Source organism: Rhizobium sp. 01T417 (genome assembly GCF_056398905.1).
On the sequence record NZ_JBFTQH010000012.1, the window covers coordinates 89,387 to 113,397 of the forward strand.

19 protein-coding genes, 1 tRNA gene and 1 pseudogene are annotated in these 24,011 nt (G+C 61.3%); 15 read left to right on the forward strand and 6 right to left on the reverse strand.

What is annotated here, in order from left to right:
* The first annotated feature begins 59 nt into the window (after positions 1-59).
* Together AC1DPR_RS14510 and AC1DPR_RS14515 are read left to right on the forward strand one after the other, a co-directional pair.
* Positions 60-737: a TetR/AcrR family transcriptional regulator gene (locus tag AC1DPR_RS14510; RefSeq protein WP_025659756.1), complete on the forward strand. Its 678-nt coding sequence runs from the start codon at positions 60-62 to the stop codon at positions 735-737.
* A gap of 158 nt (positions 738-895) precedes the next feature.
* Positions 896-2,170 (forward strand): Gfo/Idh/MocA family protein, encoded by a 1,275-nt coding sequence (locus AC1DPR_RS14515; RefSeq protein WP_018855350.1) that lies wholly within the window; start codon positions 896-898, stop codon positions 2,168-2,170.
* Here AC1DPR_RS14515 and AC1DPR_RS14520 read toward each other — a convergent pair.
* From AC1DPR_RS14520 to AC1DPR_RS14530, 3 genes are read right to left on the reverse strand one after another with little or no spacing between them, the layout of a single operon-like run.
* Positions 2,167-3,177: a hydroxyacid dehydrogenase gene (locus AC1DPR_RS14520; protein WP_113470476.1), complete on the reverse strand. Its 1,011-nt coding sequence runs from the start codon at positions 3,175-3,177 to the stop codon at positions 2,167-2,169. The genes AC1DPR_RS14515 and AC1DPR_RS14520 overlap by 4 nt on opposite strands.
* On the reverse strand, positions 3,174-5,030 hold the full coding sequence (locus AC1DPR_RS14525) for a DUF2264 domain-containing protein (protein WP_477816579.1): 1,857 nt from the start codon (positions 5,028-5,030) through the stop codon (positions 3,174-3,176). The genes AC1DPR_RS14520 and AC1DPR_RS14525 overlap by 4 nt, the downstream gene beginning before the upstream one ends.
* A 14-nt stretch (positions 5,031-5,044) precedes the next feature.
* Positions 5,045-6,064, reverse strand: coding sequence for a LacI family DNA-binding transcriptional regulator (locus AC1DPR_RS14530; protein WP_018855347.1), 1,020 nt, complete (start codon positions 6,062-6,064; stop codon positions 5,045-5,047).
* 140 nt (positions 6,065-6,204) lie between these two features.
* Between AC1DPR_RS14530 and AC1DPR_RS14535 the strand changes: the two genes are divergently transcribed.
* The 6 genes from AC1DPR_RS14535 to AC1DPR_RS14560 all read left to right on the forward strand — a co-directional run bounded on the left by AC1DPR_RS14535 (position 6,205) and on the right by AC1DPR_RS14560 (position 13,769).
* Positions 6,205-7,494: an ABC transporter substrate-binding protein gene (locus AC1DPR_RS14535; protein WP_018855346.1), complete on the forward strand. Its 1,290-nt coding sequence runs from the start codon at positions 6,205-6,207 to the stop codon at positions 7,492-7,494.
* 182 nt (positions 7,495-7,676) lie between these two features.
* Complete coding sequence (locus AC1DPR_RS14540; protein WP_018855345.1) at positions 7,677-8,699, forward strand: LacI family DNA-binding transcriptional regulator; 1,023 nt, start codon at positions 7,677-7,679, stop codon at positions 8,697-8,699.
* A 41-nt stretch (positions 8,700-8,740) separates the two neighbouring features.
* On the forward strand, positions 8,741-9,979 hold the full coding sequence (locus AC1DPR_RS14545; RefSeq protein WP_018855344.1) for an ABC transporter substrate-binding protein: 1,239 nt from the start codon (positions 8,741-8,743) through the stop codon (positions 9,977-9,979).
* A gap of 73 nt (positions 9,980-10,052) precedes the next feature.
* Entirely contained in the window at positions 10,053-10,967 is a 915-nt protein-coding gene (locus AC1DPR_RS14550) for a carbohydrate ABC transporter permease (RefSeq protein ID WP_018855343.1), read from the forward strand.
* Positions 10,967-11,830, forward strand: coding sequence for a carbohydrate ABC transporter permease (locus AC1DPR_RS14555; protein WP_477816580.1), 864 nt, complete (start codon positions 10,967-10,969; stop codon positions 11,828-11,830). Before AC1DPR_RS14550 ends, AC1DPR_RS14555 begins: the two co-directional genes overlap by 1 nt.
* 25 nt (positions 11,831-11,855) lie before the next feature.
* Entirely contained in the window at positions 11,856-13,769 is a 1,914-nt protein-coding gene (locus AC1DPR_RS14560) for a glycoside hydrolase family 127 protein (RefSeq protein WP_192304051.1), read from the forward strand.
* Positions 13,770-13,796: 27 nt separating this feature from the next.
* Here AC1DPR_RS14560 and AC1DPR_RS14565 read toward each other — a convergent pair whose 3' ends face one another.
* Positions 13,797-14,534 (reverse strand): type 1 glutamine amidotransferase, encoded by a 738-nt coding sequence (locus AC1DPR_RS14565; protein ID WP_018855340.1) that lies wholly within the window; start codon positions 14,532-14,534, stop codon positions 13,797-13,799.
* Positions 14,535-14,653: 119 nt separating this feature from the next.
* Between AC1DPR_RS14565 and AC1DPR_RS14570 the strand changes: the two genes are divergently transcribed.
* A complete protein-coding gene (locus tag AC1DPR_RS14570) occupies positions 14,654-14,950 on the forward strand; it encodes an Rdx family protein (protein WP_018855339.1) in 297 nt (98 codons plus the stop codon).
* 2 nt (positions 14,951-14,952) lie between these two features.
* On the opposite strand, the gene AC1DPR_RS14575 is transcribed toward AC1DPR_RS14570, so the two are convergent.
* On the reverse strand, positions 14,953-15,381 hold the full coding sequence (locus tag AC1DPR_RS14575) for a BA14K family protein (RefSeq protein ID WP_018855338.1): 429 nt from the start codon (positions 15,379-15,381) through the stop codon (positions 14,953-14,955).
* A 177-nt stretch (positions 15,382-15,558) separates the two neighbouring features.
* Here AC1DPR_RS14575 and AC1DPR_RS14580 point away from each other — a divergent pair.
* Positions 15,559-15,643, forward strand: a tRNA-Leu gene (locus AC1DPR_RS14580).
* Positions 15,644-15,883: 240 nt separating this feature from the next.
* On the opposite strand, the gene AC1DPR_RS14585 is transcribed toward AC1DPR_RS14580, so the two are convergent.
* Positions 15,884-16,219 carry a hypothetical protein gene (locus AC1DPR_RS14585; protein WP_026371533.1) on the reverse strand — a complete coding sequence of 112 codons (336 nt, stop codon included), beginning with the start codon at positions 16,217-16,219 and terminating at the stop codon, positions 15,884-15,886.
* Between the two features lie 348 nt (positions 16,220-16,567).
* Here AC1DPR_RS14585 and purU point away from each other — a divergent pair, with 348 nt between their 5' ends.
* From purU to AC1DPR_RS14610, 5 genes and pseudogenes are all read left to right on the forward strand, one after another.
* Positions 16,568-17,452, forward strand: a complete 885-nt coding sequence (gene purU, locus AC1DPR_RS14590) for a formyltetrahydrofolate deformylase (RefSeq protein ID WP_018855336.1) — start codon at positions 16,568-16,570, stop codon at positions 17,450-17,452.
* A 109-nt stretch (positions 17,453-17,561) separates the two neighbouring features.
* Positions 17,562-20,488 (forward strand): annotated as a pseudogene (locus AC1DPR_RS14595) (aminotransferase).
* Positions 20,489-21,009: 521 nt separating this feature from the next.
* A complete protein-coding gene (locus tag AC1DPR_RS14600) occupies positions 21,010-21,204 on the forward strand; it encodes a hypothetical protein (RefSeq protein ID WP_007529092.1) in 195 nt (64 codons plus the stop codon).
* A 109-nt stretch (positions 21,205-21,313) separates the two neighbouring features.
* Positions 21,314-22,354 carry a P1 family peptidase gene (locus AC1DPR_RS14605; RefSeq protein ID WP_018855334.1) on the forward strand — a complete coding sequence of 347 codons (1,041 nt, stop codon included), beginning with the start codon at positions 21,314-21,316 and terminating at the stop codon, positions 22,352-22,354.
* A gap of 121 nt (positions 22,355-22,475) precedes the next feature.
* Positions 22,476-24,005, forward strand: coding sequence for an ABC transporter substrate-binding protein (locus AC1DPR_RS14610; RefSeq protein ID WP_026371532.1), 1,530 nt, complete (start codon positions 22,476-22,478; stop codon positions 24,003-24,005).
* Positions 24,006-24,011: the final 6 nt, after the last annotated feature.

Here is a 24,011-nt window from a genome sequence, read left to right on the forward strand (position 1 = left end):
TTTTACAATCTGTTCTCAACGTATTATGAGCGCAATGGGGAAATTAGAAAGGTGAGCCGATGGAAGGCGCCGGCGGAAATGGGGAAAAGAAGAGAGTAAGGCGGCAATCGCCCGAGCGTGTACTGCAACGCGATCCGGAACGGACTCGTGCAGCAATCCTCGAGGCCGCGACCAAGGAATTCGCCGAGAACGGCATGGGCGGGGCTCGTGTCGATGCCATCGCCGAGCGTGCCGGGACAAACAAGCGGATGCTCTACCATTACTTCGGCGACAAGGAGCAGCTGTATCTCAGGGTGCTCGAGGAGGCCTATGTTGGTATCCGCACCGCCGAGCGCGAGCTGCATATCGGCGACCGGACGCCGCAGGAAGGCATTGGCGAACTGGCGCTGTTTACCTGGCGGTATTTTCTGAAGCATCCCGAATTCCTCAGCCTGCTCGGGACCGAGAACCTTCACCGCGCGCGCTGGCTGCGCCAATCCGTCCGGCTCAAGGAGCTGCATTCGCATCTGATTGGAGAACTCTCCGACGTGCTGGAGCGCGGCAAGAAGGCCGGTGTCTTCATCGCAAACGCCGATCCGCTCAATGTCTATCTGACGATTGCCTCGCTCGGATATTTCTACCTGTCCAATCAGTACACGCTTTCGACGATTTTCGGCCGCGACCTGGTCGAGCCCGGCAATCTCGATGCCTGGGAACGCCACATCGTCCACGTGACCCTCGCATCGATTTCTGCCTGACCCGCGAAATTCGAGATCGGCTATTGACAGGAAACCATCTCTGCCGTCAGGTAACCGTTTAGTTACAGCCTTGCCATGAGCCGCGAGTAGGGGGCGCGGTTTTTGTCGGCCAGGCGTCAGGACGCTGTTCGTTTCATACGCATGAGGAGGATCATTCGATGGAGAAACGTCGCTTTGCCTTGATTGGAACGGGAAACCGCGGCACGACCATGTGGGGCAAGGAACTGCTTGCCGGCTGGCGCGAGCATGTGGATCTCGTCGCGATCGTGGATACCAACTCGCTGCGGGCCGAGCGAGCCCGCACGATGATCGGCAGCAATGCGCCGATCTACGAAAACATCGATGCCATGCTCGCCGAGCAGCAGGTCGATCTCGTCATCGTCTGCACGCCCGACTATACGCATGACGATATCGTCGTGCGCGCGCTGGAAGCGGGCATCGACGTCATCACCGAAAAGCCGATGACCACAGCGGTCGACAAAATCCGCCGTATCCTCGATGCGGAGAAGCGCAGCGGCAAGCGGGTGGATGTCTCGTTCAATTATCGCTATTCGCCGACGGCCGCCAGGATCAAGGAACTGCTGAACGCCGGCGAGATCGGCCGCGTCACTTCGGTCGACTTCCACTGGTACCTCGACACCAAGCACGGTGCGGACTACTTCCGCCGCTGGCACGCCTACACGGAAAATTCCGGCAGCCTCTTCGTGCACAAGGCGACCCACCACTTCGACCTTTTGAACTGGTATCTGGATAGCGATCCGGATGCCGTCACCTCCTTTGCCGACCTGCAGAACTACGGGCGCAAGGGCCCCTTCCGTGGTCCACGCTGCAAGCTCTGTCCGCATTCGGGTGAGTGCGACTACTTCCTCGACCTCGAGGCCGATCCCTTCCTCGACACGCTCTACGAGGATCCGTCGAAGATTGACGGCTACTTCCGAGACGGCTGCGTCTATCGCGAGGATATCGACATCCCCGACACCATGGTCGTCAGCATCCGCTACAAGAACGACGTCCACGTTTCCTATTCGCTGAACACCTTCCAGCCGATCGAAGGCCACCACATCGCCTTCAACGGCACGCATGGGCGTATCGAACTCAGGCAATACGAGAAACAGCCATGGGAGACGCCTGACGAGGACACGATCCTGCTCGTCCGCAATTTCCCGAAGGACAAGCCGGCCGTCGAACGCATCGTCGTGCCGCATTCTTCGGGCGGCCACTACGGCGGCGACGACCGGATGCGCAACATGATCTTCAAGCAGGGCATGGAAGACAAGCTTGGTCAGCGTGCCGGGACGCGGGCCGGCGCAATGTCCGTGCTGTGCGGCATTGCTGCTCTGACGAGCTCGCGCAGCGGCAAGGTTGTCAAGATCGCAGACCTGATGCCTGAGATCGTCGCGGGCGGCGCTTCGACGAATCTGAAAGCCGGCTAAGCAATTAGGGCGAGGTCGCGACGCAGGATCTGATAGAGGAGCGGTTCGCCTTTGGTGAACCGCTCTATTTCATCGACTGCCATATCCCCGAGCCGCCCGCGCTCCAGCCCTACCGCGCCGGCGATATGCGGCGTCAGGAACACATTCGGCAGGTCATAGAGGGCCGATGCCGTCTCCGGGACTTCAGGATCCGTTACGTCGATGATCGCGTCGATCCGCCCGGTGCTGAGCGTCTCCAGCAGCGCGGCTTCGTCGATCAAGGCGCCACGCGCCGTATTGATCAGCGTCGCTCCTTCTTTCATCAGCGACAGCTCCCGGGCTCCGATCATATGGCGCGTCGATGGCAGCGACGGTGCGTGCACGGAGACGATGTCGGACTGCGTCATCAGTGTCGGCAGATCTGCCTTCTCGGTTCCGAGGCTGATTGCCTCGATCGCATCGACGGTGGGGTCGAAAAGAAGGACGCGATATTCGAACGGTCGCAAGAGCTCGATCACTCGTCGGCCGATGCGTGAGGCGCCGATGATGCCGACCGTGCGATGATAGTTGCCGATCGCCAACCGTTGCATCGGGTGCGTCCGGTCGCGATTGCGATCCGCCAGATAGAGGTCGCGGAAGCGAAATACCTGCTTGCCGGCGAAGATGATTGCCGCAAGCGTGAACTCCGCAACGGGAATCGAATTTGCCTCGGCGGCGTGCGTCACGGCTATGCCGGCATCGAAGATCTGCTCGTCGACAATTCCCTTAACTGTTCCGGCCGCATGGGCGATCAGCCGCAGCCGTGGGGCCGCCGCAACTACCTCGCGCCCGACATAGGGCGATCCCCAGCCCGTGATGAGAATGTCAGTCTCGGCGAGAATGCGCCGGGCGCGATCGTCGCTAAAACTCCGGAGCGGTAGAGGATCGAGAAGTTGGCCGATCTCGGCAAGCCGGTGCAGGGCCTCCGCGGTGAGGACATGCTCCGTTCGCGAAGGCTGCATCGCAAGTGCGATGGAGGGGCGCTTCATGGCATCTGCCCCGGCGCCTCGATGGCGCTGACCCTTATGCCCGCGCTCGCAACAAGCGCTTCAAGCTCCGCAACGTCAGGAGCCTTTGGGGGAGTGGTCCAAGCGCCGGTTACAGTGCCCGCGTCGTTGGCGGCAAGGACGGCGGTCATCAGGATCGTTTGGCCTGCCGGAATTTCACCACGCAGTTGCGGCACCAGCGTTTTCGCAACGATCATGTTGGTATTCGGCGGAGCCTTCTGCGTGAGACCGGCGCGCGGCGTCAGGGAGCCGATATCGGTGATCCCGCTGAAATCGGCTTCGCCGATCGCATAGGCGCTTGAGCCATTCGCGAAAAGCGTATCGAGCTCGAAATCCCGGCGTGCGATCGCAAAGCCACCCTCCGCCGTCTGCAGCGGCCGGGGCGTGTTGATGCGGTGGACGCGGATGTGCCATGGCGCCGCCGGCACCAGCCAGGTTTCGACATCCACATCCCGGAATGGCGACCACTTGGAATAAAGAACATCACCCGCAAGCTTGGCTTCGCGGTTGGTCTCGCGAACGCGGCAGTGCAGGCCATCATCACTGAAGGCGAGGGCGGAATCGAAGGCCGCGCCGGCGAAGTTGCGCTCGTCGGATTCGACGCTGAAACCGTAGCGGCTGGAATAGGCGAACTTCGCGTATTTCTCCGTGCCGAACCGCATCTGCAGGTTCTCCTGGCCAGAGGACAGCGCGACGACGTCGCCGCCATTGCGCATGAGCACCATACCGGGATGGCGTTGCGGCAGGACGCTTACAGTTTCCAAAGGCGGCGTTTCCTCAGCCGTCCAGAAAGGGTGATCTTCGGCCAGGGCCAGCGGCAGGAACGCCTTGAACGCCCAGTAGGGCGAACCAGCCGAATTGTAATTTTCCGACATCAGCAGGTTGGGATAGCCGAAGCCGATCGACAGAATGCCGTCGCGGTTGGTCATCGGCTTGTCCTTCCACCAGCGCAGGTGCTGCAGGCAAAGGCTCTTGATTTCGCCCCAGGGCAGCGCTTCAAGATTGGCGAAGGCGAGGGCCGACCAGAAGCCGGCGCAGGCGAAACGGTAAGTCAGGCTGCGGCCGAAGGGAATCGTCGCGCCATCCGAGCCGAACCAATGCTTGAAGTCGTTTGCAAAGAGGAGGGCGCGTTCGCGGTAACGCTGTGCGTAGTCGTCATCGACGAGCTTGGAATAGATCAGCCCATAGAAGTGCATGGCGAACGGAATGTAATGGTCGATCCGGCGAACATTGCCGTCGCGGTACCAGCCGTCGCCGAGATAGAAGCCCTCAAGCTCCTCGAGATACTGCTTGGTCAGGCTCCGGTCGAAATTGGCGCCGACGCAGTCGAGCGCGATGTCGACGAAGATGCGGAAGAATTTCCAGTTGTTATCGGCGTAGTCGAATTGCCGGGCATGCTTGAGATAGGCGACCACGTTGTCGCGCGCCCGGCCGCCAAGCGGCTCCCAGACCTTCTCCGGCACAAGCGCCAAGGCAAATCCGAGCGCCGCAAGCTCGACCATGCGCTGGTCTCGGCCGTTGACCGTGCCCCAATATTCCGGATGCTTTGGGTCCGTACCGTTGGCGATACCCTCGGCAATACGATGCCATTCGGCAAAGTCGCCGCCACCGGCGCCAAACGGCGCCAATCCCCAGAGCGGCCGCGCAAAGCCTTCGAGATCCGCTGCTGCGCGGTCGAAATGCGCAGCTGCGCCGTCAAGGCGGACGCGGGCATTGCCGGCCGAGAAATAGGGGAGCAGCGGATCGAAGAGGTCGCGAAGCGCGCGCGACATGTCCTCGCGCGTCTTCAGCGGATTGTTGGCAAGCGGATTTGAACTGGCGGGATCATAGGTCATCGGCATTGCTCATGTCAGGGGTTCGGAACGGTGCCGCCGGCAATCGGAACGACGGCATGGCAAATCTGGCGGGCGGGGGCGTTGCGGTCCCTGAATCGCGCCACGATGAGACTGACCGCCTCCCTGCCAAGCGCCACGCGATCGACACGCATGGTCGATAGCGGCGGGTTGGTCATCAGCGCGCAGGGAAGATCGTCGAAGCCGACGATGGCGAAATCCTCGGGCACCCGAAGCCCGGCTTCGGTGACGGCTTCGAGAACGCCGACGGCGATGAAGTCGTTCATGCAGAAGGCGGCGGTAAAGCCGGCCTTCTCCGCGAGTACTGCGGACGTCAGCTCGTGCGCCTCATGAATTGCGCTGCCCTGGAAGCTCATCGACACAAGGCGCCCTTCCGCACCGTCCGCGTCGGTGATCGCGGCCTTGAAGCCGCGCACACGCTCGCGGATGGTGTTTCGATGCGATCCCGTCAGATGCAGGATCTTGCGGTGGCCGGCATCCAGCAGTCGGGTCGTCGCTTCATATGCGCCGAAGAAGTTGGAGGGTGACGCGCCGTCGAGCCTGAGCTTCGGATCGGTGCCATTGACCAGCACCGTCGGGATTGCCGCGTCCTCTAACCAGGCGCGCAACTCGGCGCTTGAATCGATCCCGACCAGGAACAAGCCGCCGGCGCCGGCCGTCTGCATGTACTCGTGGACCACATCAGGCGTGGCCCTGTTCTCGCGGATCAGCCGCACCTCGAAGGGGACACCGGCATCGAGCGCCCCGGCGCGCAAGCCTTCGACGATCCCTTCGTAGAAGACGCTAAGCCCGCCCGTCACCCCGTCGCTCGCAATCAGGGCGAGGGTGCCACGAAGCGCGCCGGTTGCGGTGCGCGCCGAGTAGCCGTTTTCGGCCGCCACCTTGATAATGTGCTGGCGGACGCTTTCGCTGATGCCGGGCTCATTGGCGAGCACGCGGGAAACGGTGGATACGGAAACCCCCGCCATGGTGGCAATGTCGGCCTGTCGCAGTCTCTTGGTCTTGATCTCGTTCATACGGCGAAGATTATGCAAATAATGCAAATTTGCAAGCAAAAGATAATTTGTTGCATTGATGAATTTTTTGCGTAATCTACGCCGCATAAGCCCGTAGAGCTGTTGGAGGATGGCGGGGCAATGAAAGAGGAGGATGAAACATGCAGGTCAATCGCCGTTCATTTCTGATGGGTTCGGCAGGCGTCGCTGCCGGGCTGGCCTTTGGTGCCACAAGCTCAATTCCGGCCTTTGCGGAAGATGCCAAGCTGCGCGCCATGTGGTGGGGATCGAACGATCGCGCCAAACGCACGCTTGATGTCGCCAGGCTCTATGAAAGCGAGAACCCCGGCGTATCGATCGTCGGCGAATCGCTTGACGGCAACGGCTACTGGACAAAGCTCGCCACCCAAATGGCCGGCCGCGCCGTGCCCGACGTCTTCCAGCTCGAACCGAGCACGATCTCCGACTATTCGAAGCGCGGCGCATGCCTGCCGCTCGACGAATTCGTGCCTTCGACGCTGAAGGTCGACTCGTTCGGCAAGGATATGTTGAAGCTGACGACGGTCGACGGCAAGCTCTACGGCATCGGCCTCGGCCTCAACTCCTTCGCGCTGTTCTTCGACCAGACGGCCTTTGAAAAGGCAGGCATTCCGGTACCGACGGCGGATTTGACCTGGGACGAGTACGCCAAGATCGCAGTCGAGCTGACGAAGGCCGGCGGCAAGAACAATTACTGGGGCGGCCCTTATGGCGCGCGCTACACCTACGTCTTCGATGCCTGGCTGCGCCAGCGCGGCAAGAGCCTCTATGCCGACGGCAAGCTCGGCTTCAATGCCGACGATGCAACGGCGTGGTACACGTTCTGGGAAGATCTGCGCAAGAAGGGCGGTACGGTCGCTGCCGACGTTCAGACGCTCGACCAGAACACCATCGACACGAACGCACTCGCGCTCGGCAAGTCGGCGATGGGCATGGCCTATTCCAATCAGCTCGTCGGCTACCAGTTGATTTCCAAGAACAAGCTTGCGATCACGCTCCTGCCGCGCGAAAAGAAGGGTGGTCCTTCCGGCCACTACTATCGCCCGGCGTTGATCTGGAGCGTCGGCGGAGCCACGAAGAACGGTGAGGCTGCCGCCAAGTTCATCGATTTCTTCGTCAATAACGTCGAGGCCGGCAAGATCCTTGGCGTGGAGCGCGGCGTGCCTATGTCGCCTACCGTGCGCGAGGCGATTCTTCCGCAACTCAATCCAGCCGAACAGGCTACCGTGCAGTATGTAAACCTGCTGAAGGATCAGGTGGGCGAGTACCCTGCTCCTGCGCCGCTCGGTTCGACGCAATTCGACCAGCGCGTCTTCCGCCCGATTGCCGATGAGCTTGCATTCGAGCGGACGACGCCTGCCGAAGCGGCCGCCCGTCTGCTGGAAGAAGGCAAGGAGACGATCAAAGGCTGATCGAAGCTCACATCGCTCAAGCTTTGGATCGCGGCGGGCATTGGCCTGCCGCGATTTTCGTTACTCGCGGCCGCTCCTGAGGCGCTGATGGCAATTGTATGATTTTTGCTTGAGAAAACCTTTTCTCACTTGACGCTTCGGTTGGGAAAAGCTTTTCTCATCTGCAAATGGGGAGAAGCGCGGTGAACGTCGCGGGAGGAAAAAGAGGCCGGATTACCATCCACGACGTCGCGGCAGCGGCGGGGGTCAGTATTTCCACCGCCTCGAAGGCGCTGAACGAAACCGGTCGGATGAGCGTCGAAACCCGGGAGCGGGTAAAGCGCATTGCCGGCGAGGTCGGTTTCCGCCCGAATGCGCTCGCCCGGGGCCTCTTGAGCAAGCGCAGTTTCACTATCGGGCTGCTGACCAACGATACCTACGGGCGCTTCACGCTGCCGGTCATGGCCGGTATTTCCGAAGCGCTCGTCGATCACGGCGTGTCGGTTTTTCTCTGCGCCATCGAAGACGATCCGGCGCTCGGTCAGACCCATGTCGATGCCATGCTGGAAAAGCAGGTGGATGGCATTATCGCCACCGGCAAGCGATTGGACCGGCAGCTTCCGGTCGATCTGTCGAACCTGCATGTCCCCGTGGTCTACGCCTTCACCGAAGGGACGCCGACGAGCGTCACCTTCCGCTCCGACGACGCGCAGGGTGCGCGATTGGCGGTGGAGTGGCTGGTGAAGATGGGCCGTCGACGGATCGCGCATATCACGGGGCCGGAGGATTTCTTCTCGGTTCGCGAGCGCGCGGGTGCCTACCGCAATGTTATCGGCGGGGAGGGGATCGTCATGTTCGGCCGGTGGGCGGAGGCCTGGGGCCACGAGGCCGTCGCGCAGATATGGAGCCGTCAGGACGAAAAGCCGGACGCGATCTTCTGCGGAAACGATCAGATCGCGCGTGGTGCTGTCGATGCGCTGCGCGAGCGCGGTATTCGGGTGCCGGAAGATGTTTCCGTAGTCGGATTCGACAATTGGGAGATTGTCGCAGGCCAGACGCGGCCACCGCTCACTTCCGTCGACATGGAGTTGAAGGAGCTGGGGCGCCAGGCCGGATTGACGATTCTGGCGCTGGCCGAAGGACGCCCAGTGGAGCCGGGCGTCAGGAAATTGCCGTGCCGCCTCGTGGTGCGGCAGTCATGCGGGGCCCAAAGCCCCAGGAGATGAGGAACCGGCGCGGAGGAGTGCGCCAATTTGGGAGGAGTGCCATGATTAAGCGTCTGTTGGCTGCGACAAGCGTTGCCACCCTATGCCTGGTGTCCGGAGCATCGGCCGCCGAGAAAGTCGAAATGTGGGTTCGTTCCGGTATCGGCGAATCCTTCAAGAAGGTTGTCGAAGCCTACAACTCCAGCCACGAGAACCAGGTCGTCGCGACCGAGGTGCCGTTCTCGGAGCTTGTCCAGAAATACGCCACCGCCATCGCTGGCGGCCAGGCGCCGGATGCGTTGTCGATGGACCTCATCTATAACCCGGCCTTTGCTGCTGCGGGACAGCTGGAAGACCTGACAGACTGGGCAAAGAAGCTGCCTTATTTCAATTCGCTGTCGCCGTCGCACGTCCGCCTCGGCACCTATCAGGACCGCGTCTACGGCCTGCCGCTGTCGGTCGAAACCTCGGTCTTCGCCTGGAACAAGGACCTCTACAAGAAGGCGGGACTTGATCCTGAAAAGGCGCCCGCGACCTGGGAGGAAATCACCGCCAACGCCGAGAAGATCCGCAGGGTCGGTGACGATACCTACGGTTTCTATTTCTCCGGCGGCGGCTGCGGCGGCTGCATGATCTTCACGTTCACGCCGCTCACCTGGGGTGCAGGTGCCGATATCCTGTCGGCCGACGGCAAGACGGCGACGCTCGACACCCCGCAGATGCGCAAGGCGGTCGATTATTATCGCGACATGGTGAAGAAGGACCTCGTCCCGGCAAGTGCCGCCAGCGACAACGGTGCCAACTTCCTGAGCTTCACCAACGGCAAGATTGGGCAGCAGAGCCTTGGCGCCTTCGCGATCGGCACGCTGGTGACCGAGCATCCCGACATCAACTTCGGCGTGACGCTCATCCCGGGCGTTGACGGCAATCCGTCCTCCTTTGCCGGCGGTGACAACTTCGTCATCACCAAGGGCACCAAGAAGATCGACGCAGTGAAGGAATTCCTCGAATATATCTATTCGATGGACGGCCAGAAGATCATGGCGAAGTACGGTAGCCTGCCGACCCGTGGTGATATCGCCGACAAGGTGCTCGAGGGCCTCGATCCGAGGTTGCAGGTCGGCCTGAAGGCCATATCGGTCGCCAAGACACCTTACACGCTGCAGTTCAACGATCTGATCAACAGCGCCAACGGTCCGTGGGCGACCTTTACCAATGCGGCCATCTTCGGTGACGACGTCGACGGCGCCTTCAAGAATGCACAGTCGGAGATGCAGTCGATCATCGACAGCGGCCAATAATCTCCCAGAGGCCGTGGCCGGAGGGTGTGGCAGTCCTCCGGCCGATTTTACTAGGATGATGCGGAGTGTTTCGATGACCGTGACGGGTCGAAAGCAGACAGCATGCGTGCGCAGACGTGCCCCACGACCGGAATGGACGGGCCTCCTCTATATCGCTCCGGCGATGCTTCTGGTGATCATGTTCTTCGTGCTGCCGGTCGGATTTACCGCCTGGATGAGCCTTCACAACTGGCCGCTGATGGGCGCCCAGCGGTGGATCGGCTTCAACAACTACTTCCGCATGTTCAATGACGGCCGCTTCGTCGCGGCGCTGAACTTCACCGCCTACTATACGGTCATCGTGACGATCCTGATCTTCGCGGTCGCCTTTCCGCTTGCTCTTTTCGTCGAGCGGCAGCGGGCCTTCGTCAGCACCTATCGCACCGTCATCTTCCTGCCCGTCGTCGTCGGTCTGGCCTCTGCATCGCTGCTGTGGGTGTGGCTGGCCAATGTCGACAGCGGTTTCATCGGTCCTGCCTTGAAGGCGCTCGGACTTGTCGAAAAGAGCCCCAATCTGCTTGCCACCTTCGACAGCGCATTCCTGACGATCTGCGTCATGGTCGTGTGGAAGATAGCCGGCTTTACAATGATCATCCTGCTGACCGGGCTGCAGGCGATCCCGACCGATCTGACGGAGGCCGCCGTCGTCGATGGCGCCAATTGGTGGCAGCGCTTCCGCTTTCTGACGCTGCCGTTGATGCGCAGGACGATCGCGCTCGCGCTGATCATCTCCGTGACCGGCTCGATCCTCGCCTTCGATCAGTTCTACATCATGACCTCAGGCGGGCCGCAAAACCGAATGATCTCTGTCGTCTACTATATCTTCAACCAGTCCTTCGTGTCCTTCAATCTCGGGTACGGCGCGGCGCTGTCGATTGCGCTTCTGGCCATTCTCGTGGTCATCAGTGTCGTGCAGCTTTGGCTGCTGCGTGTCGGGGAGGAGCGCTGATGAGCCTCGTCACCGGTCGCAAGCGAAGCCGTGTAGTCCGTGGGCAGGCCGCCTATCACGGCACCGGTATAGCCATCGCCATCTTCTTTCTCGCTCCCTTTGTCATCACACTGCTGGCCTCACTCCGGCATGGCACGGAGGCGCGGCTGCCACCGCTGCCGCCATGGCCGACGAACGGTATCAGCTTCGATTCCTATCGCTCGCTCGACAGTTTCGGTGCCGGCATCTGGCAGCACACACTCAATTCGCTCATCGTGTCGGTTGCGACCGTGGTGCTGACCGTGGTCATCAGCCTGCTCGCCGGTTACGGTTTCTCGCGCTATCGCTTTCCGATGAAGAATGTCTTCTTCATCCTGATCATCGCGACGCTGATGATCCCCTTCCAGTCGATCCTCACGCCACTCTTCATCATCCTCGCCAGGCTCGGGCTCAACAACTCGCTCTTCGGCCTGACGCTGGTCTACGTGACGCTGCAGCTGCCGTTCTCGGTGTTCATGATGCGCAACGCCTTTGACGCGGTGCCGAAGGAGATCGAGGAGGCCGCGCGTATCGACGGCGCCCATGACCTGAAGATGCTCGTGCTGGTTCTGCTGCCGCTTGTGCTGCCGGGCGTCGCGACCGTGGCGATCTTTGCCTTCCTCAATGCCTGGAACGAATTTCTGGCCGCGCTCGTGCTGCTCTCCAGCAACGAGAAATACACGCTGCCCGTCCTGATGATGGCGGTGCGCGCCGGCCGTCTCGGGGCGATCAACTGGGGCGCCGTGCAGGCAGGTGTCGCCGTCATGACGATCCCCTGCCTCATCGTTTTCCTGCTTCTGCAACGCTACTACATGCGCGGGCTGATGGCCGGCGCGGTGAAATGACTTCTGAAGAAAGATGGATCAAGCCATGAACAAGTTGAAAAGAGACCGCCAGTTTCGCCCGCTTCCCGTGCCGGATGTCGATGTGCACGGGCTGTTCGGGGAGCGCCAGGACGCGATCTGCGACAGCACCGCTGAAACGCTGCTCGACCGTTGCGTCGCGGCGGGTATGCTGCAGGCGATCGACGTCACCAAGCCGAGCCCCGGCGTCGTGATCCCCATCGGTCCCTGGGGCGGGTCGACGCAGATGTTCTGGGATAGCGACCTCGGCAAATCGATCGAGACAGTGGCCTATTCGCTCTATCGCCGGGCCAATCCGGAGCTCGAAGCCCGGGTCGACGCCATCGTCGACATGTATGAGAAACTGCAGGACAAGGACGGCTATGTGAATGCCTGGTTCCAGCGGGTTCAGCCCGAGCGTCGCTGGACCAACCTGCGTGACCACCACGAACTCTATTGCGCCGGCCACTTGATGGAAGGCGCCGTCGCCTACTATCAGGCCACCGGCAAGCGCAAGCTGCTCGACATCATGTGCCGCTTTGCCGATTACATGATTACGGTCTTCGGTCATGGCCCGGGCAAGATTCCCGGCTATTGCGGCCACGAGGAAGTCGAGCTGGCACTGGTCAAGCTTGCCCGCGCGACCGGCGAGAAGAAGTATCTGGACCTTGCCAAGTTCTTCGTCGATGAGCGCGGAACCGAGCCGCACTTCTTCACCGACGAGGCGAACCGCGACGGCCGCAGTGCAGCGGACTTTCACCAGAAGACCTATGAGTACGGCCAAGCTCATCAGCCGGTTCGCGAGCAGAAAAAGGTCGTCGGCCACGCCGTTCGTGCCATGTACCTCTATTCCGGCATGGCCGACATCGCGACGGAATACAACGATGACAGCCTGACCGGCGCCCTAGAAACCTTGTGGGATGATCTGACGACCAAGCAGATGTATGTCACCGGCGGCATCGGGCCGGCGGCTGCCAATGAGGGCTTCACCGACTATTATGACCTGCCGAACGAAAGCGCCTATGCCGAGACCTGCGCTTCCGTCGGTCTGGTGTTCTGGGCAAACCGCATGCTCGGCCGCGGCCCGAACCGGCGCTATGCGGATATCATGGAGCAGGCACTCTACAACGGCGCGATGGCCGGGCTCTCGCTCGACGGCAAGACGTTCTTCTACGAGAACCCGCTGGAAAGTGCCGGCAAGCATCATCGCTGGGTCTGGCACCATTGCCCCTGCTGCCCGCCGAACATTGCCCGCCTGCTCGCCTCTATCGGTTCCTACATGTATGGCGTCGCGGATGACGAGATCGCCGTCCACCTCTATGGCGAAGGACGCGCGCGGTTCAAGATCGCGGATGCCAATGTCGAGATGACGCAAAAGACCCGCTATCCCTGGCACGGGGCCGTCCACTTCGACATCAAGACGAGCAAGCAGGCACGCTTTGCGGTTTCGCTGCGCATCCCGGAATGGGCAAAGGGGACGACACTTGCCGTCAACGGTGAGACAATCGATCTCGGCTCGGTCGAACTCGATGGTTACGCCCGCATCGAACGCGAATGGCGCGATGGCGACAAGATCGACCTGAACATTCCGCTCGAAGCACGCGCTCTCTGGGCAAACCCGCTGGTGCGCCAGGATGCCGGACGGACTGCCCTGATGCGTGGCCCGCTCGTCTATTGCGTCGAGGCGACGGATAACGGCGCAGGCCTGAACGGAATCAGGCTCGGCGAGGATATATCCGCGAAGACGGCTGAGATCGCCGAACTCGGTGGTGCGGTGGCTCTCGATATCGCTGTGACCAAGGATGAGTCGGATTGGGGTGCGACGCTCTATCGGACCAAGCCGCCGGCAGCCGGAACGGGTACGGCCCGCTTTGTGCCTTACCATCTGTGGGACAACCGCGCGCCCGGCGAAATGCTCGTCTGGATCCGCTCCGCCACCTAAGCCGGCTAGGGATGTCAAGTCGCCGGCTTAAACGCCGGCGACCATGGGCTGTGATCGGACTTCCGCTCGGATCATGCGGACCCAATTGCGGCCGATGGCAAGGCCGGTGGCATCTGATGCCGCGGCGTGCGCGGAGGCAAGCGCCGCGTAGCGTTCATGCCAGCCCGGCTCCATCTGTTCGATCGATTCCGCAAACTCGCCCTTCCAGCTATCGATGACAGATGCGCTGGCCTCGAAATGGAACTGAGTGCCGTAGGCCGCGCGCCCGATACGAAACGCCTGGTTCTGAGTAAGCTCGCTCACTGCAAGACGCGTCGCACCCTGCGGCAGTGTGAAGGTGTCGCTGTGCCACTGGAATGTCGTGAAATCCGCCTCGAGGTTGGAGAGCAACGGATCCGCGTGCCCATCCTCGGACTTGCTGACCGAGTGCCAGCCAAACTCCAGTCCTGCATTCAGCTGGTTCTCCGCACCGTAGGCGCGCGCCAGGATCTGCGCCCCAAGACAGATGCCGAGCACCGCCTTGTCGGCCTCGGCGAAGTCGCGCATGAGCTGTGCAAGTCCTGGCAGGTAGGGATAGTTCGCGTCGTCGATCGCATTCTGCTCGCCGCCGAGCACCACCAGGGCGTCATGATCGGCAATGCCTGCCGGTAGCTTGCCGTCGATCCAGGGGTAGAAGTGCTCGATCTCGGCCTTGGCTTCCGCCAGCGCCAGCCCCAGCGAGCCGAGCGGCGTGCTTTTCATGTTTTCGATGACGGCGACCCGCATCAGCATCTCCAGTACGATTTCTGGCTCCGAGAGGAACACCGAGCGCCCGGTGATTGCAATACGGATTGCGCCACGCCACGGCAGTTCTTAAATCGGAGTGACGAAAGGAAACCCCTGATATGAGCGACAAGAAAGCCCGCGTGACGATCCTCTACTGCACCCAATGCAACTGGCTGCTGCGCGCCGGCTGGATGGCGCAGGAGCTTCTGCAGACCTTCACCGACAGTCTCGGCGAAGTGGCGCTCGTTCCCGGCACCGGCGGCAATTTCGAAATCCGGGTCGATGGCGACCTGATTTGGGAGCGCAAGCGCGATGGCGGCTTTCCCGGTCCGAAGGAGTTGAAGCAGCGCGTGCGCGACATCATCGAACCCGGCCGGGATCTCGGCCATGTCGATCGCACTTCGCTGGAAAGCTGAGCCTAGTCGTAAGGCGAATTGCAGGTCTTGTAGATACCCTCATAGGTCAGGAACCGATCAGTCTTCGGATTGTAGGTCCGGTACTGGTTACGGCACCAATCCACATGGAACTGTTGTCCCTGTGCCTTCGGCTGCACCGTGCGCACGGGCGGGGGATCGTAATAGAGCGGTCCGCGACCTCGCGCAGCCGGCCGATAGTAGGTCGGACCGGTGGCCGTCGGCGGCCGATAGTTCGGCTGCACATAGGACGGGCGGAACGATTGGACCGGCCCGAAAGTGAAGCAGCCGCGCGCGTCACACATCGTCGACCCAACACGGATGATGTCCGATGCGCCGGCGGCGGGCGGAGACACGCCGAGCGGCATCGCAAACGCCGTGTAGGGCAGCAGGGAGAAGAGCGCGATCAGGCAAAAATTACGAGAGCCGGCCATCAGACGATCCTTTCTGCTGTGTATATAGGACGCCTTTGCAGCAATCGCTATCGCGGCCGCCTCAGATTGCAACCGCGCTGGCGAAGAGTGGCATCAACGACTTTTTTGCTGCCTGTCAGGAAAACTTCAAAAACCCTGTTGACAGCAAGGGGCCGCCCCCGTACATGGCTCTCCGTCGCCCAGATGGCGGAATTGGTAGACGCGCAGGTTTCAGGTACCTGTGCCGCGAGGCGTGGAGGTTCGAGTCCTCTTCTGGGCACCATTTCCCTAAGAAATGCAAAGTGAAGGCCGATATAAGGTCTTCCCATTTCTTCCCCCAAAGACATTAGCAGCGCAGGTAAAGACGTCCGATCAGGCTGCTGATTGCGGTTGCGATCAGGACTTGGGCGCGCTGTCGCCAGCGAGCTGTCGTTCGGACAATGCTGGGCGTAAAATCCGGCTGCACGGGCTCCCGAACACTCATAATGCGCAGTAGGGGCGACCGCCTGGGCAGCCCAACGGGTCAGCGGACCGGCTGATAGTGTCCGCGCAGCGGCACCTGCGTGCCGACACTTTCCACGCCGTCACGATCGCAGACGTAGACGAGGGTTGGCAGCCCGCCGGTCCGGAAGATTTTGTCATATCCGCGGCGCAGCGGCCGTGTCTCCGTCCGGCAGCTATACTGTTCCTCGTCCTTTGGATCCGGCTGCGCCTTGACGCCCGGCAGGTTTGCATAGGGATAGATCGACTGGACCTGCGGCTCGCCGGCTCGCCGCCAATCCGCGGCAAAGCTCGCGCCGGGCGCCAAACTTGCGCCGGTTGCTGCCAAGGCTATCAACCACACTCTTGCGAACCGCATATCGCCGGATCCGTCGTATTACATCTCTATTGTCGATGTAGGCGCGGCGTCGGCTTCCATCAAGCGAGCGCTTCGCTCGGGTGGCCGTCATCTCGAAAACGTGACTTCGTCGAAGGGGCCGCGCAAGTGCGGCCCACGGCGGGGATACGCGTCTTGACGACGCAAGCGGAACGGAGTTTTGCACGCTCTGCCGTAAGTTGATCGCGACGGGGAGGCGCCAGGAACCTGAAAGCTTCTGATGGCGTCTCTTGCAAATAGTTGCACGAATGAAGGCGCGGTGCTCTATCCGTGACTTTCTCTTTGATCTAAGCAGCCGGCCGACAGGCGGCGCGAGAAGGACGGAAACAGATGACGAGCTATGTATTGACGGTGACGTGCAAGTCGACGCGCGGGATCGTGGCGGCGATCGCGAACTACCTGGCCGATCAGGGCTGCAACATCGTCGATTCGTCGCAGTTCGACGATCTCGATACCGGCAAGTTCTTCACCCGTGTCAGCTTCATTTCAGAAGAAGGCGTCGGTCTTGCTGCACTCAAGGAAGGCTTCAAGCCGGTCGCAGAGAAATTCGACATGGAAGCCGAAATCCATGATGGCGCCAGCCGCATGAAGGTGCTTTTGATGGTGTCGCGCTTCGGCCACTGTTTGAACGACTTGCTCTACCGCTGGAAGATCGGTGCGCTGCCGATCGATATCGTCGGCGTGGTCTCCAATCACTTCGATTATCAGAAGGTCGTGGTGAACCACGATATTCCGTTCCACCACATCAAGGTGACGAAGGAAAACAAGCCGCAGGCCGAGGCTCAGCTCCTTGATCTCGTGGACCAGACCGGCACCGAACTGATTGTGCTCGCCCGCTACATGCAGGTCCTTTCCGATGCCATGTGCCGCAAGATGTCCGGCAAGATCATTAATATCCATCACTCCTTCCTGCCGAGCTTCAAGGGCGCCAACCCCTACAAGCAGGCCTATGAGCGCGGCGTGAAGCTCATTGGCGCCACGGCGCATTATGTGACGGCCGATCTCGATGAGGGGCCAATCATCGAGCAGGATACCGCCCGCATCACCCACGCTCAGAGCGCCGACGATTACGTCTCCATCGGCCGCGACGTGGAGAGCCAGGTTCTGGCACGCGCCATCCATGCGCATATCCATCGCCGCGTCTTCCTGAACGGCAACCGCACGATCGTATTTCCCGCAAGTCCGGGCAGCTACGCATCGGAACGCATGGGCTGATCGCCGCGGCGGCTTTGCCGTCGATCGACCGCGATCTCCTCGCTTGCCGGTGGCAAGGATTCGATTATCTGCGTAGTCTGCGAAATCGAATCATGCCGCGGGGGATGCCATGACTGACGAGACGCTTGCCGATCGCGCGACGTTGCCACGCCCTGACGTGACCGCTGCGGAAGCCGGCGACATCCTTCAGTCGCGTTATGGCCTGTCAGGAGCGATCACCGAGCTCGGCAGCCAGCAGGATCGCAACTATCGCCTCGATACCGGCGAACGAAGCTACGTGCTCAAGATATGCCATGTGACCTATGAGACGGTGGAGCTCGAGGCGCAGAACGCAGCCATCCGCCACATCGGCACGAAAGAGGATGCGCCGCGCGTTCCTCACGTCATCCCATCGACGGACGGGCAGGACATCGTCGCTGTCACCGTGCGCGACCAGACCTTTCAGGTTCGACTGCTGGAGTATCTTGAAGGCGAGGGGCTGACGCAACTCAAGCACCTGCCGAAAGAGTCGGTGGCGGCACTGGGAGCTCTCTGCGCCCGCCTGGCGCAGTCGCTGGCCGACTTCACGCATCCTGGTCTCGACCGCAGCCTGCAATGGGACCTGCGCCGCGCCGGTCCGGTCGCGGTCCAGTTGTTGTCGGCGATCACCGACAGCGCCGCACGTGATCGCATCGCCAAGACGATGGTGTCAGCCGTGAGGCGAATCCAACCCCTGGCGCCGTCCTTGCGGCTACAGGCCGTGCACCATGACGTGACCGGCGACAACGTTGTCAGCCGTCGTGATGAGCGGGGCCATCTGGTCCCTGACGGCGTCATCGATTTCGGCGACATCATTCGCGGCTGGCTGATCGGCGATCTGGCGGTCACCTGCGCCTCGCTGCTACATCAGGCTGATGGCGATCCGCAGTACATTCTTCCTGCAGTGAAGGCATATCACGAGGTCTATCCGCTCACCGAGGAGGAGCTACGCGCGCTCTGGCCGCTCGTCGTTGCCCGCGCGGTCATTCTGGTCGCCAGCAGCGAGCAGCAGATCTCGATCGATCCCGAGAACGACTATGTTCGCGGCAATCTCGAGCTCGAACGCCGCATATTCGATATGGCGGTATCCGTTCCATTCGAACTCATGGAAGTCGCGGTCCTGAAGGCGGTGGGCATCGAAACGGCCGCGGTTTCGATGGAGGACTGGCGTCCATTGTTGCCCGACATCGACCCGGCGACCATATCCTTCGTCGATCTCGGTGTCCAAAGCCCGCATTTCGCTGCGGGAAACTGGGCGCAGTCCGACATGGATTGGCGCCTGCTCGCGCGCGCGGCAGCCGAGACGGGCACTGCGGCCACGCGTTACGGCGAATACCGATTGTCGCGCTCGAAGCCTCGGAGCGCCACCCCATCCGCAACCTTCACGCTGCATTCCGACGTCTGTCTTGCGGGCGGCAGCACGGTTGCTGCTCCATTCGCGGGGAAGGTCATTCGGAAGGATCACCATTTCGTTCTGGCAGGCGAGGGTGTCAGCCTTCATCTCGACGGGATTGAGCCGTCGCTTGAAAACGAAGCCGAGGTCGAGCCCGGGCAACCGCTCGGGACCATATCCGGTGAGAGCGGATCTCTCGGCGGGCTGCGCGTACAACTCTCCACCTTGCCAGGCGTCGAACCGCCGCTGTTCTGCACTCCGCAGGAGGCCATGGCCTGGTCGGAACTATGTCCATCGCGGCTGCCCTTCTGGGCGTTGGCGTCAATGCGCCGAAGCCGGCGTCGGCAGCGTTGTTCGCGCTCAGGCAGGCCCATCTCGCAAGGCCGCAGAAGAACTACTACGAAATACCGCCGCAAATGGAGCGCGGCTGGCAGGAGCATATGTTCGATGTCGAGGGCCGTGCCTATCTCGACATGCTGAACAACGTCACCATTCTGGGGCATGGCCACCCGCGCCTGGCGGAGGCGGTCAGCGAACAGTGGCTGCGGCTGAACACCAATTCACGCTTTCACTATGGCGCCATTGCGGAATTTTCCGAGCGCCTGACCTCCCTGGCGCCGGAAGGGCTGGATGCGGTGTTCCTCGTCAACAGCGGATCGGAAGCCAACGACCTCGCCCTGCGACTAGCTTGGGCGCACACGGGCGCCAAGCATATGCTCAGCCTTCTCGAAGCCTACCACGGCTGGTCGGTTGCGAGCGATGCGGTGTCCACCTCGATCGCCGACAATCCGGAGGCTTTGACGACGCGGCCCGACTGGGTGCACGCCGTCCTCTCGCCCAATACCTATCGTGGTGCGTTCCGCGGTTCGGAATCGACGATTGGTTACGTGGAGGCCGTCGTCGACGCCCTTGAAGCCGTCGATGCACGGGGCGAGGGGTTGGCCGGCTTCATCGCCGAGCCGGTCTACGGGAATGCCGGCGGAATATCGCTGCCGGACGGATACCTTGCCGCAGTCTACAGGCAGGTGCGGGCCCGCGGCGGCGTCTGCATCGCCGACGAAGTACAGGTGGGCTACGGTCGGCTTGGGCACCATTTCTGGGGCTTCGAGCAACAGGGCGTCGTCCCCGACATCATCACGGTAGCGAAAGGCATGGGCAATGGACATCCGCTCGGCGCTGTGATCACGACCAGGGCCATTGCCGATTCGCTGGAGAAGGAAGGTTATTTCTTCTCGTCCGCTGGCGGCAGTCCGGTCAGTTCCGTGGTGGGTATGACCGTCCTCGATATCATGGCCGATGAAGAACTGCAGGCGAATGCGCGCGATGTTGGCGATCATCTCAAGAGCCGTCTGGTCGCGCTGATCGACCGCTATCCGATCGTCGGCGCGGTGCACGGCATGGGACTTTACCTCGGGCTCGAACTCGTCCGCGACAGAACGACGCTGGAACCCGCGAGCGAAGAGACAGCGGCAATCTGCGGCCGCCTGCTCGATCTCGGGGTCTTGATGCAGCCGACCGGCGATCACCTCAATGTGTTGAAGATCAAGCCTCCCCTTTGCCTGACAGTGGAGAGCGCCGATTTCTTCGTCGACATGCTGGAAAAGGTGCTCTCCGAGGGGTGGTAGCCTGTTTTTTGCCCGCGTTAACCATTTCGGTCATTTCGAGGCTTTCCCGTTTTTTCATCAGATGCCCATTGCCGGAATCAGCGGGACTTCCTATCTCTGCGCCGTGATCGAAAGAGACCGTCGGACTGTCACGCGAATTGCACAAAGACTTGATAGAGTTCTTTCAGTCAATTCGATCTTAATGGAATGAAATTTTCCGAATGGTCGATATTTTGACACGTTTCGGAATATGTTTCTTGTAGGCTGCTAGCTATAGTCTACCAACAAAGTAGATTAATAGCGCGGCCGTCGCCGGTCTTGGAACACCAGGGCCTCAAACAAGCGCAACGCCAGAGAAAGGAACGAGACATGACTGACATCGACACTCTCGCCAATTTCCCTGGGCGATCTGTGCTTGGCAATGACCGTCCGGGCGCTCTCTCCCGCCCGAACTGTCGAATGTGACCTTCGTCCACCCTTAACGGAATCAGACAAGTCAATTCGCCATCGCCAGCGCATACCGCGCGGCAGGAGTTCTACGCATGAAAAAAGAAGTAATCGAATACGCAGGCGTTCCCGTCGGGATCGTCATCCCGGATGAGAACCGGTTGAAGTTCATCGCAGTGAAGTTTCACGTTCACGATCTGGACGAGCAGCATTTCAGCTCGCCGGCTGAGGTGAAGCTCGCGATCCATGATCTGATGACCCGCCGTCACCCGAAGCCTATCCATGCCTGAGGGCATGCCCAACCAGCCCTGACAGATTTCAGACCGGTCTTGCCAAAGGTGAGGCCGGTCTTGTGTTTTGACCGCCATTGCGGTCCTATCGCGCTCTTGCTCAACAAGGGTGGCGCGCTTGCTCAATCTGATTACCGACATTGATGGCGTCTCGGTCGGAAACGCGACGGATCTGAGGCTCGGCTCAGGTGTGACCGCGATCGTCTTCGACGAACCGGCAACGGCCTCCGCTGTGGTTCTCGGAGGCGCTCCGGGCGGTCGTGACACGGCGCTTCTCGATCCGTCGATGACGGTCGGCGCAGTCGATGCCTTCGTGCTGTCAGGTGGCTCGGCCTTCGGCCTTGACGCGGCTGGCGGCGTTCAGGCGGGACTTCGGGAAGCCGGGCGAGGTTTTCCCGTCGGCGACCTGAAGGTGCCGATCGTTCCGCAGGCGATCCTGATGGACCTGCTGAACGGCGGCGACAAGGATTGGGGGCTGCAGTCGCCCTATCGCGACATGGGCTATCAAGCCTTCAAGACATCGGCGAAAGGGCCGTTTACCCTCGGTTCCGTCGGTGCGGGAGCCGGTGCCACAACCGCGACCGTCAAAGGTGGGCTCGGTTCGGCAAGTGGCGAGACCAGCACCGGCCTGCGGATTGGAGCGATCGTCGCCGTCAATGCGCTTGGCTCGGCGACAGTGGGCGAGGGGCCGCATTTCTGGTCGGCGCCGTTCGAGCAGGGCCGGGAGTTTGGCGGCCTCGGCTTGCCCGCGCCAATCTCACAAGCCGACATCCGCATGCGGCTAAAGGGCATGAACACGATAGCGACAACGATTGGCGCCATCGTTACCGACGCCGAATTGACCAAGCAGGAGGCGCACCGTCTCGCGATCATGGCCCATGACGGTTTCGCCCGCGCCCTGCTGCCGGCGCACCTGCCTTTCGACGGCGACACTGTCTTTGCTGCCTCGACGGGCAGGAGGCCCCGACCGGATTTGCCCGCCTTTTTCGAGCTCTGCCATCTCGCCACGATGGTCATGGCACGCGCCATTGCGCGGGGAGTCTTTGAGGCCACCGCACTGCCAGTCGCTGGCGCCCAGCAGGCTTGGCGAGACCGCTACCCTGGAGACCGCTACCCTGATCGCGCAAGTTCGTCTAAACAAAGCGCCTAAATCGACGGAGACCCCGAATGCAGATCTCGGCCTTAATTCCCGCCAGGCGGTGTGCGTTTTGGGAGTGACAAGTTGGCTCATAAAAGTCATCGCCACGGCGGCGGGCAGACAGGGGAATAAATTGATGAAGGTTTCGCGTGCGCCGTCGGCGCTGTTGGCTCGGCGATTTTATCTCGGTGCGGCGGTTTCAGTTGGCCTCGTGCTGCTGGGGCAGACCCCCGCGGAAGCCGCCAAGACCACGCTGACCCTTGGCATGACGGTGGAGCCAACCGGCCTTGATCCGACGATCGCAGCCCCTGTCGCGATCGGCCAGGTCACCTGGCAGAACGTTTTCGAAGGCCTTGTAACGATTGACGAGACCGGGAAGATCCAGCCACAGCTCGCCAAGAGCTGGGAGGTTTCCCCGGACGGTCTAACCTATACGTTCAAGCTGCAGAGCGGCGTCAAATTCCATGATGGCGAGGCTTTCGATTCCGCTGCAGCGAAATTTGCGCTCGATCGCGCGCGCGGTGCTGACTCGGTAAACCCGCAAAAGCGCTTCTTCGCCTCGATCACTTCCATAGAGACACCGGACCCGGAAACGCTCGTCCTGCATCTCGCGGCTCCAACAGGCAGTCTCCTCTACTGGCTCGGCTGGCCGGCCTCGGTGATGGTCGGCCCGAAGTCTGCCGCCGGGGATAAGACGACGCCCGTTGGCACCGGCCCGTTCAAGTTCGTGAATTGGGCAAAGGGCGACAAGGTCGAGCTCGCAAGGAACGCCGACTATTGGAGCAAGGACGCCACGGCAAAGCTCGACAAGGTGACCTTCCGCTTCATCGCCGATCCGCAGGCCCAGGCCGCGGCCTTGAAGTCGGGCGATGTCGACGCCATTCCGGAATTCGCGGCGCCTGAGCTGATGAGTTCGTTTGACGGCGATGCGAAGCTTACGACCAAGATCGGCAATACCGAGCTGAAGGTTGTCGCCGGCATGAACAACGCGAAGAAGCCTTTCGACGACAAACGCGTCCGTCAGGCGTTGATGATGGCGATCGACCGGAAGACGGTCATTGACGGCGCCTGGTCGGGGCTAGGTACGGCGATCGGCAGCCACTACACGCCGAACGACCCCGGCTACGTCGATCTCACCGGCGCGCTGCCCTATGATCCCGAAAAGGCGAAGGCGCTGCTTGCCGAAGCCGGCTATCCTGATGGTTTCACCTTCACGATCAAGTCGCCGCAAATGGCTTATGCGCCACGTAGCGCGCAGGTCATGCAGGCGATGCTGGCTGAAATCGGCGTAACCATGAACATCGAACCGACGGAATTCCCGGCCAAGTGGGTGCAGGATGTCATGAAGGACCGCGCCTACGAAATGACGATCGTAGCGCACGCCGAACCGCTCGACATCGACATCTACGCCCGTGATCCGTACTACTTCAACTACAAGAATCCCGCGTTCAACGAGCTGATGAAGAAGGTGCAGGAGACCTCGGATCCTGTAGCGCAAGCGAAGATCTTCGGCGACGCCCAGAAGATTCTGGCCGAGGATGTGCCGGCGCTCTATCTCTTCGTCATGCCCAAGCTGGGCGTCTGGGACAAGAAGCTGAAGGGTCTCTGGGAGAATGAACCCATTCCCTCGAACGTCCTTACGAACGTCTCCTGGGAAGACTGATTACGG

Excerpts from the sequence above, each read along its gene's own strand:
- purU (WP_018855336.1), top strand. The coding sequence starts at position 16,568 with ATGACGAGCTATGTATTGACGGTGACGTGCAAGTCGACGCGCGGGATC.
- AC1DPR_RS14585 (WP_026371533.1), bottom strand. The coding sequence starts at position 16,219 with ATGCGGTTCGCAAGAGTGTGGTTGATAGCCTTGGCAGCAACCGGCGCA.
- AC1DPR_RS14550 (WP_018855343.1), top strand. The coding sequence starts at position 10,053 with ATGACCGTGACGGGTCGAAAGCAGACAGCATGCGTGCGCAGACGTGCC.
- AC1DPR_RS14555 (WP_477816580.1), top strand. The coding sequence starts at position 10,967 with ATGAGCCTCGTCACCGGTCGCAAGCGAAGCCGTGTAGTCCGTGGGCAG.
- AC1DPR_RS14570 (WP_018855339.1), top strand. The coding sequence starts at position 14,654 with ATGAGCGACAAGAAAGCCCGCGTGACGATCCTCTACTGCACCCAATGC.
- AC1DPR_RS14510 (WP_025659756.1), top strand. The coding sequence starts at position 60 with ATGGAAGGCGCCGGCGGAAATGGGGAAAAGAAGAGAGTAAGGCGGCAA.
- AC1DPR_RS14530 (WP_018855347.1), bottom strand. The coding sequence starts at position 6,064 with ATGAACGAGATCAAGACCAAGAGACTGCGACAGGCCGACATTGCCACC.
- AC1DPR_RS14600 (WP_007529092.1), top strand. The coding sequence starts at position 21,010 with ATGAAAAAAGAAGTAATCGAATACGCAGGCGTTCCCGTCGGGATCGTC.
- AC1DPR_RS14545 (WP_018855344.1), top strand. The coding sequence starts at position 8,741 with ATGATTAAGCGTCTGTTGGCTGCGACAAGCGTTGCCACCCTATGCCTG.
- AC1DPR_RS14535 (WP_018855346.1), top strand. The coding sequence starts at position 6,205 with ATGCAGGTCAATCGCCGTTCATTTCTGATGGGTTCGGCAGGCGTCGCT.
- AC1DPR_RS14525 (WP_477816579.1), bottom strand. The coding sequence starts at position 5,030 with ATGACCTATGATCCCGCCAGTTCAAATCCGCTTGCCAACAATCCGCTG.
- AC1DPR_RS14520 (WP_113470476.1), bottom strand. The coding sequence starts at position 3,177 with ATGAAGCGCCCCTCCATCGCACTTGCGATGCAGCCTTCGCGAACGGAG.
- AC1DPR_RS14575 (WP_018855338.1), bottom strand. The coding sequence starts at position 15,381 with ATGGCCGGCTCTCGTAATTTTTGCCTGATCGCGCTCTTCTCCCTGCTG.
- AC1DPR_RS14515 (WP_018855350.1), top strand. The coding sequence starts at position 896 with ATGGAGAAACGTCGCTTTGCCTTGATTGGAACGGGAAACCGCGGCACG.
- AC1DPR_RS14565 (WP_018855340.1), bottom strand. The coding sequence starts at position 14,534 with ATGCGGGTCGCCGTCATCGAAAACATGAAAAGCACGCCGCTCGGCTCG.
- AC1DPR_RS14560 (WP_192304051.1), top strand. The coding sequence starts at position 11,856 with ATGAACAAGTTGAAAAGAGACCGCCAGTTTCGCCCGCTTCCCGTGCCG.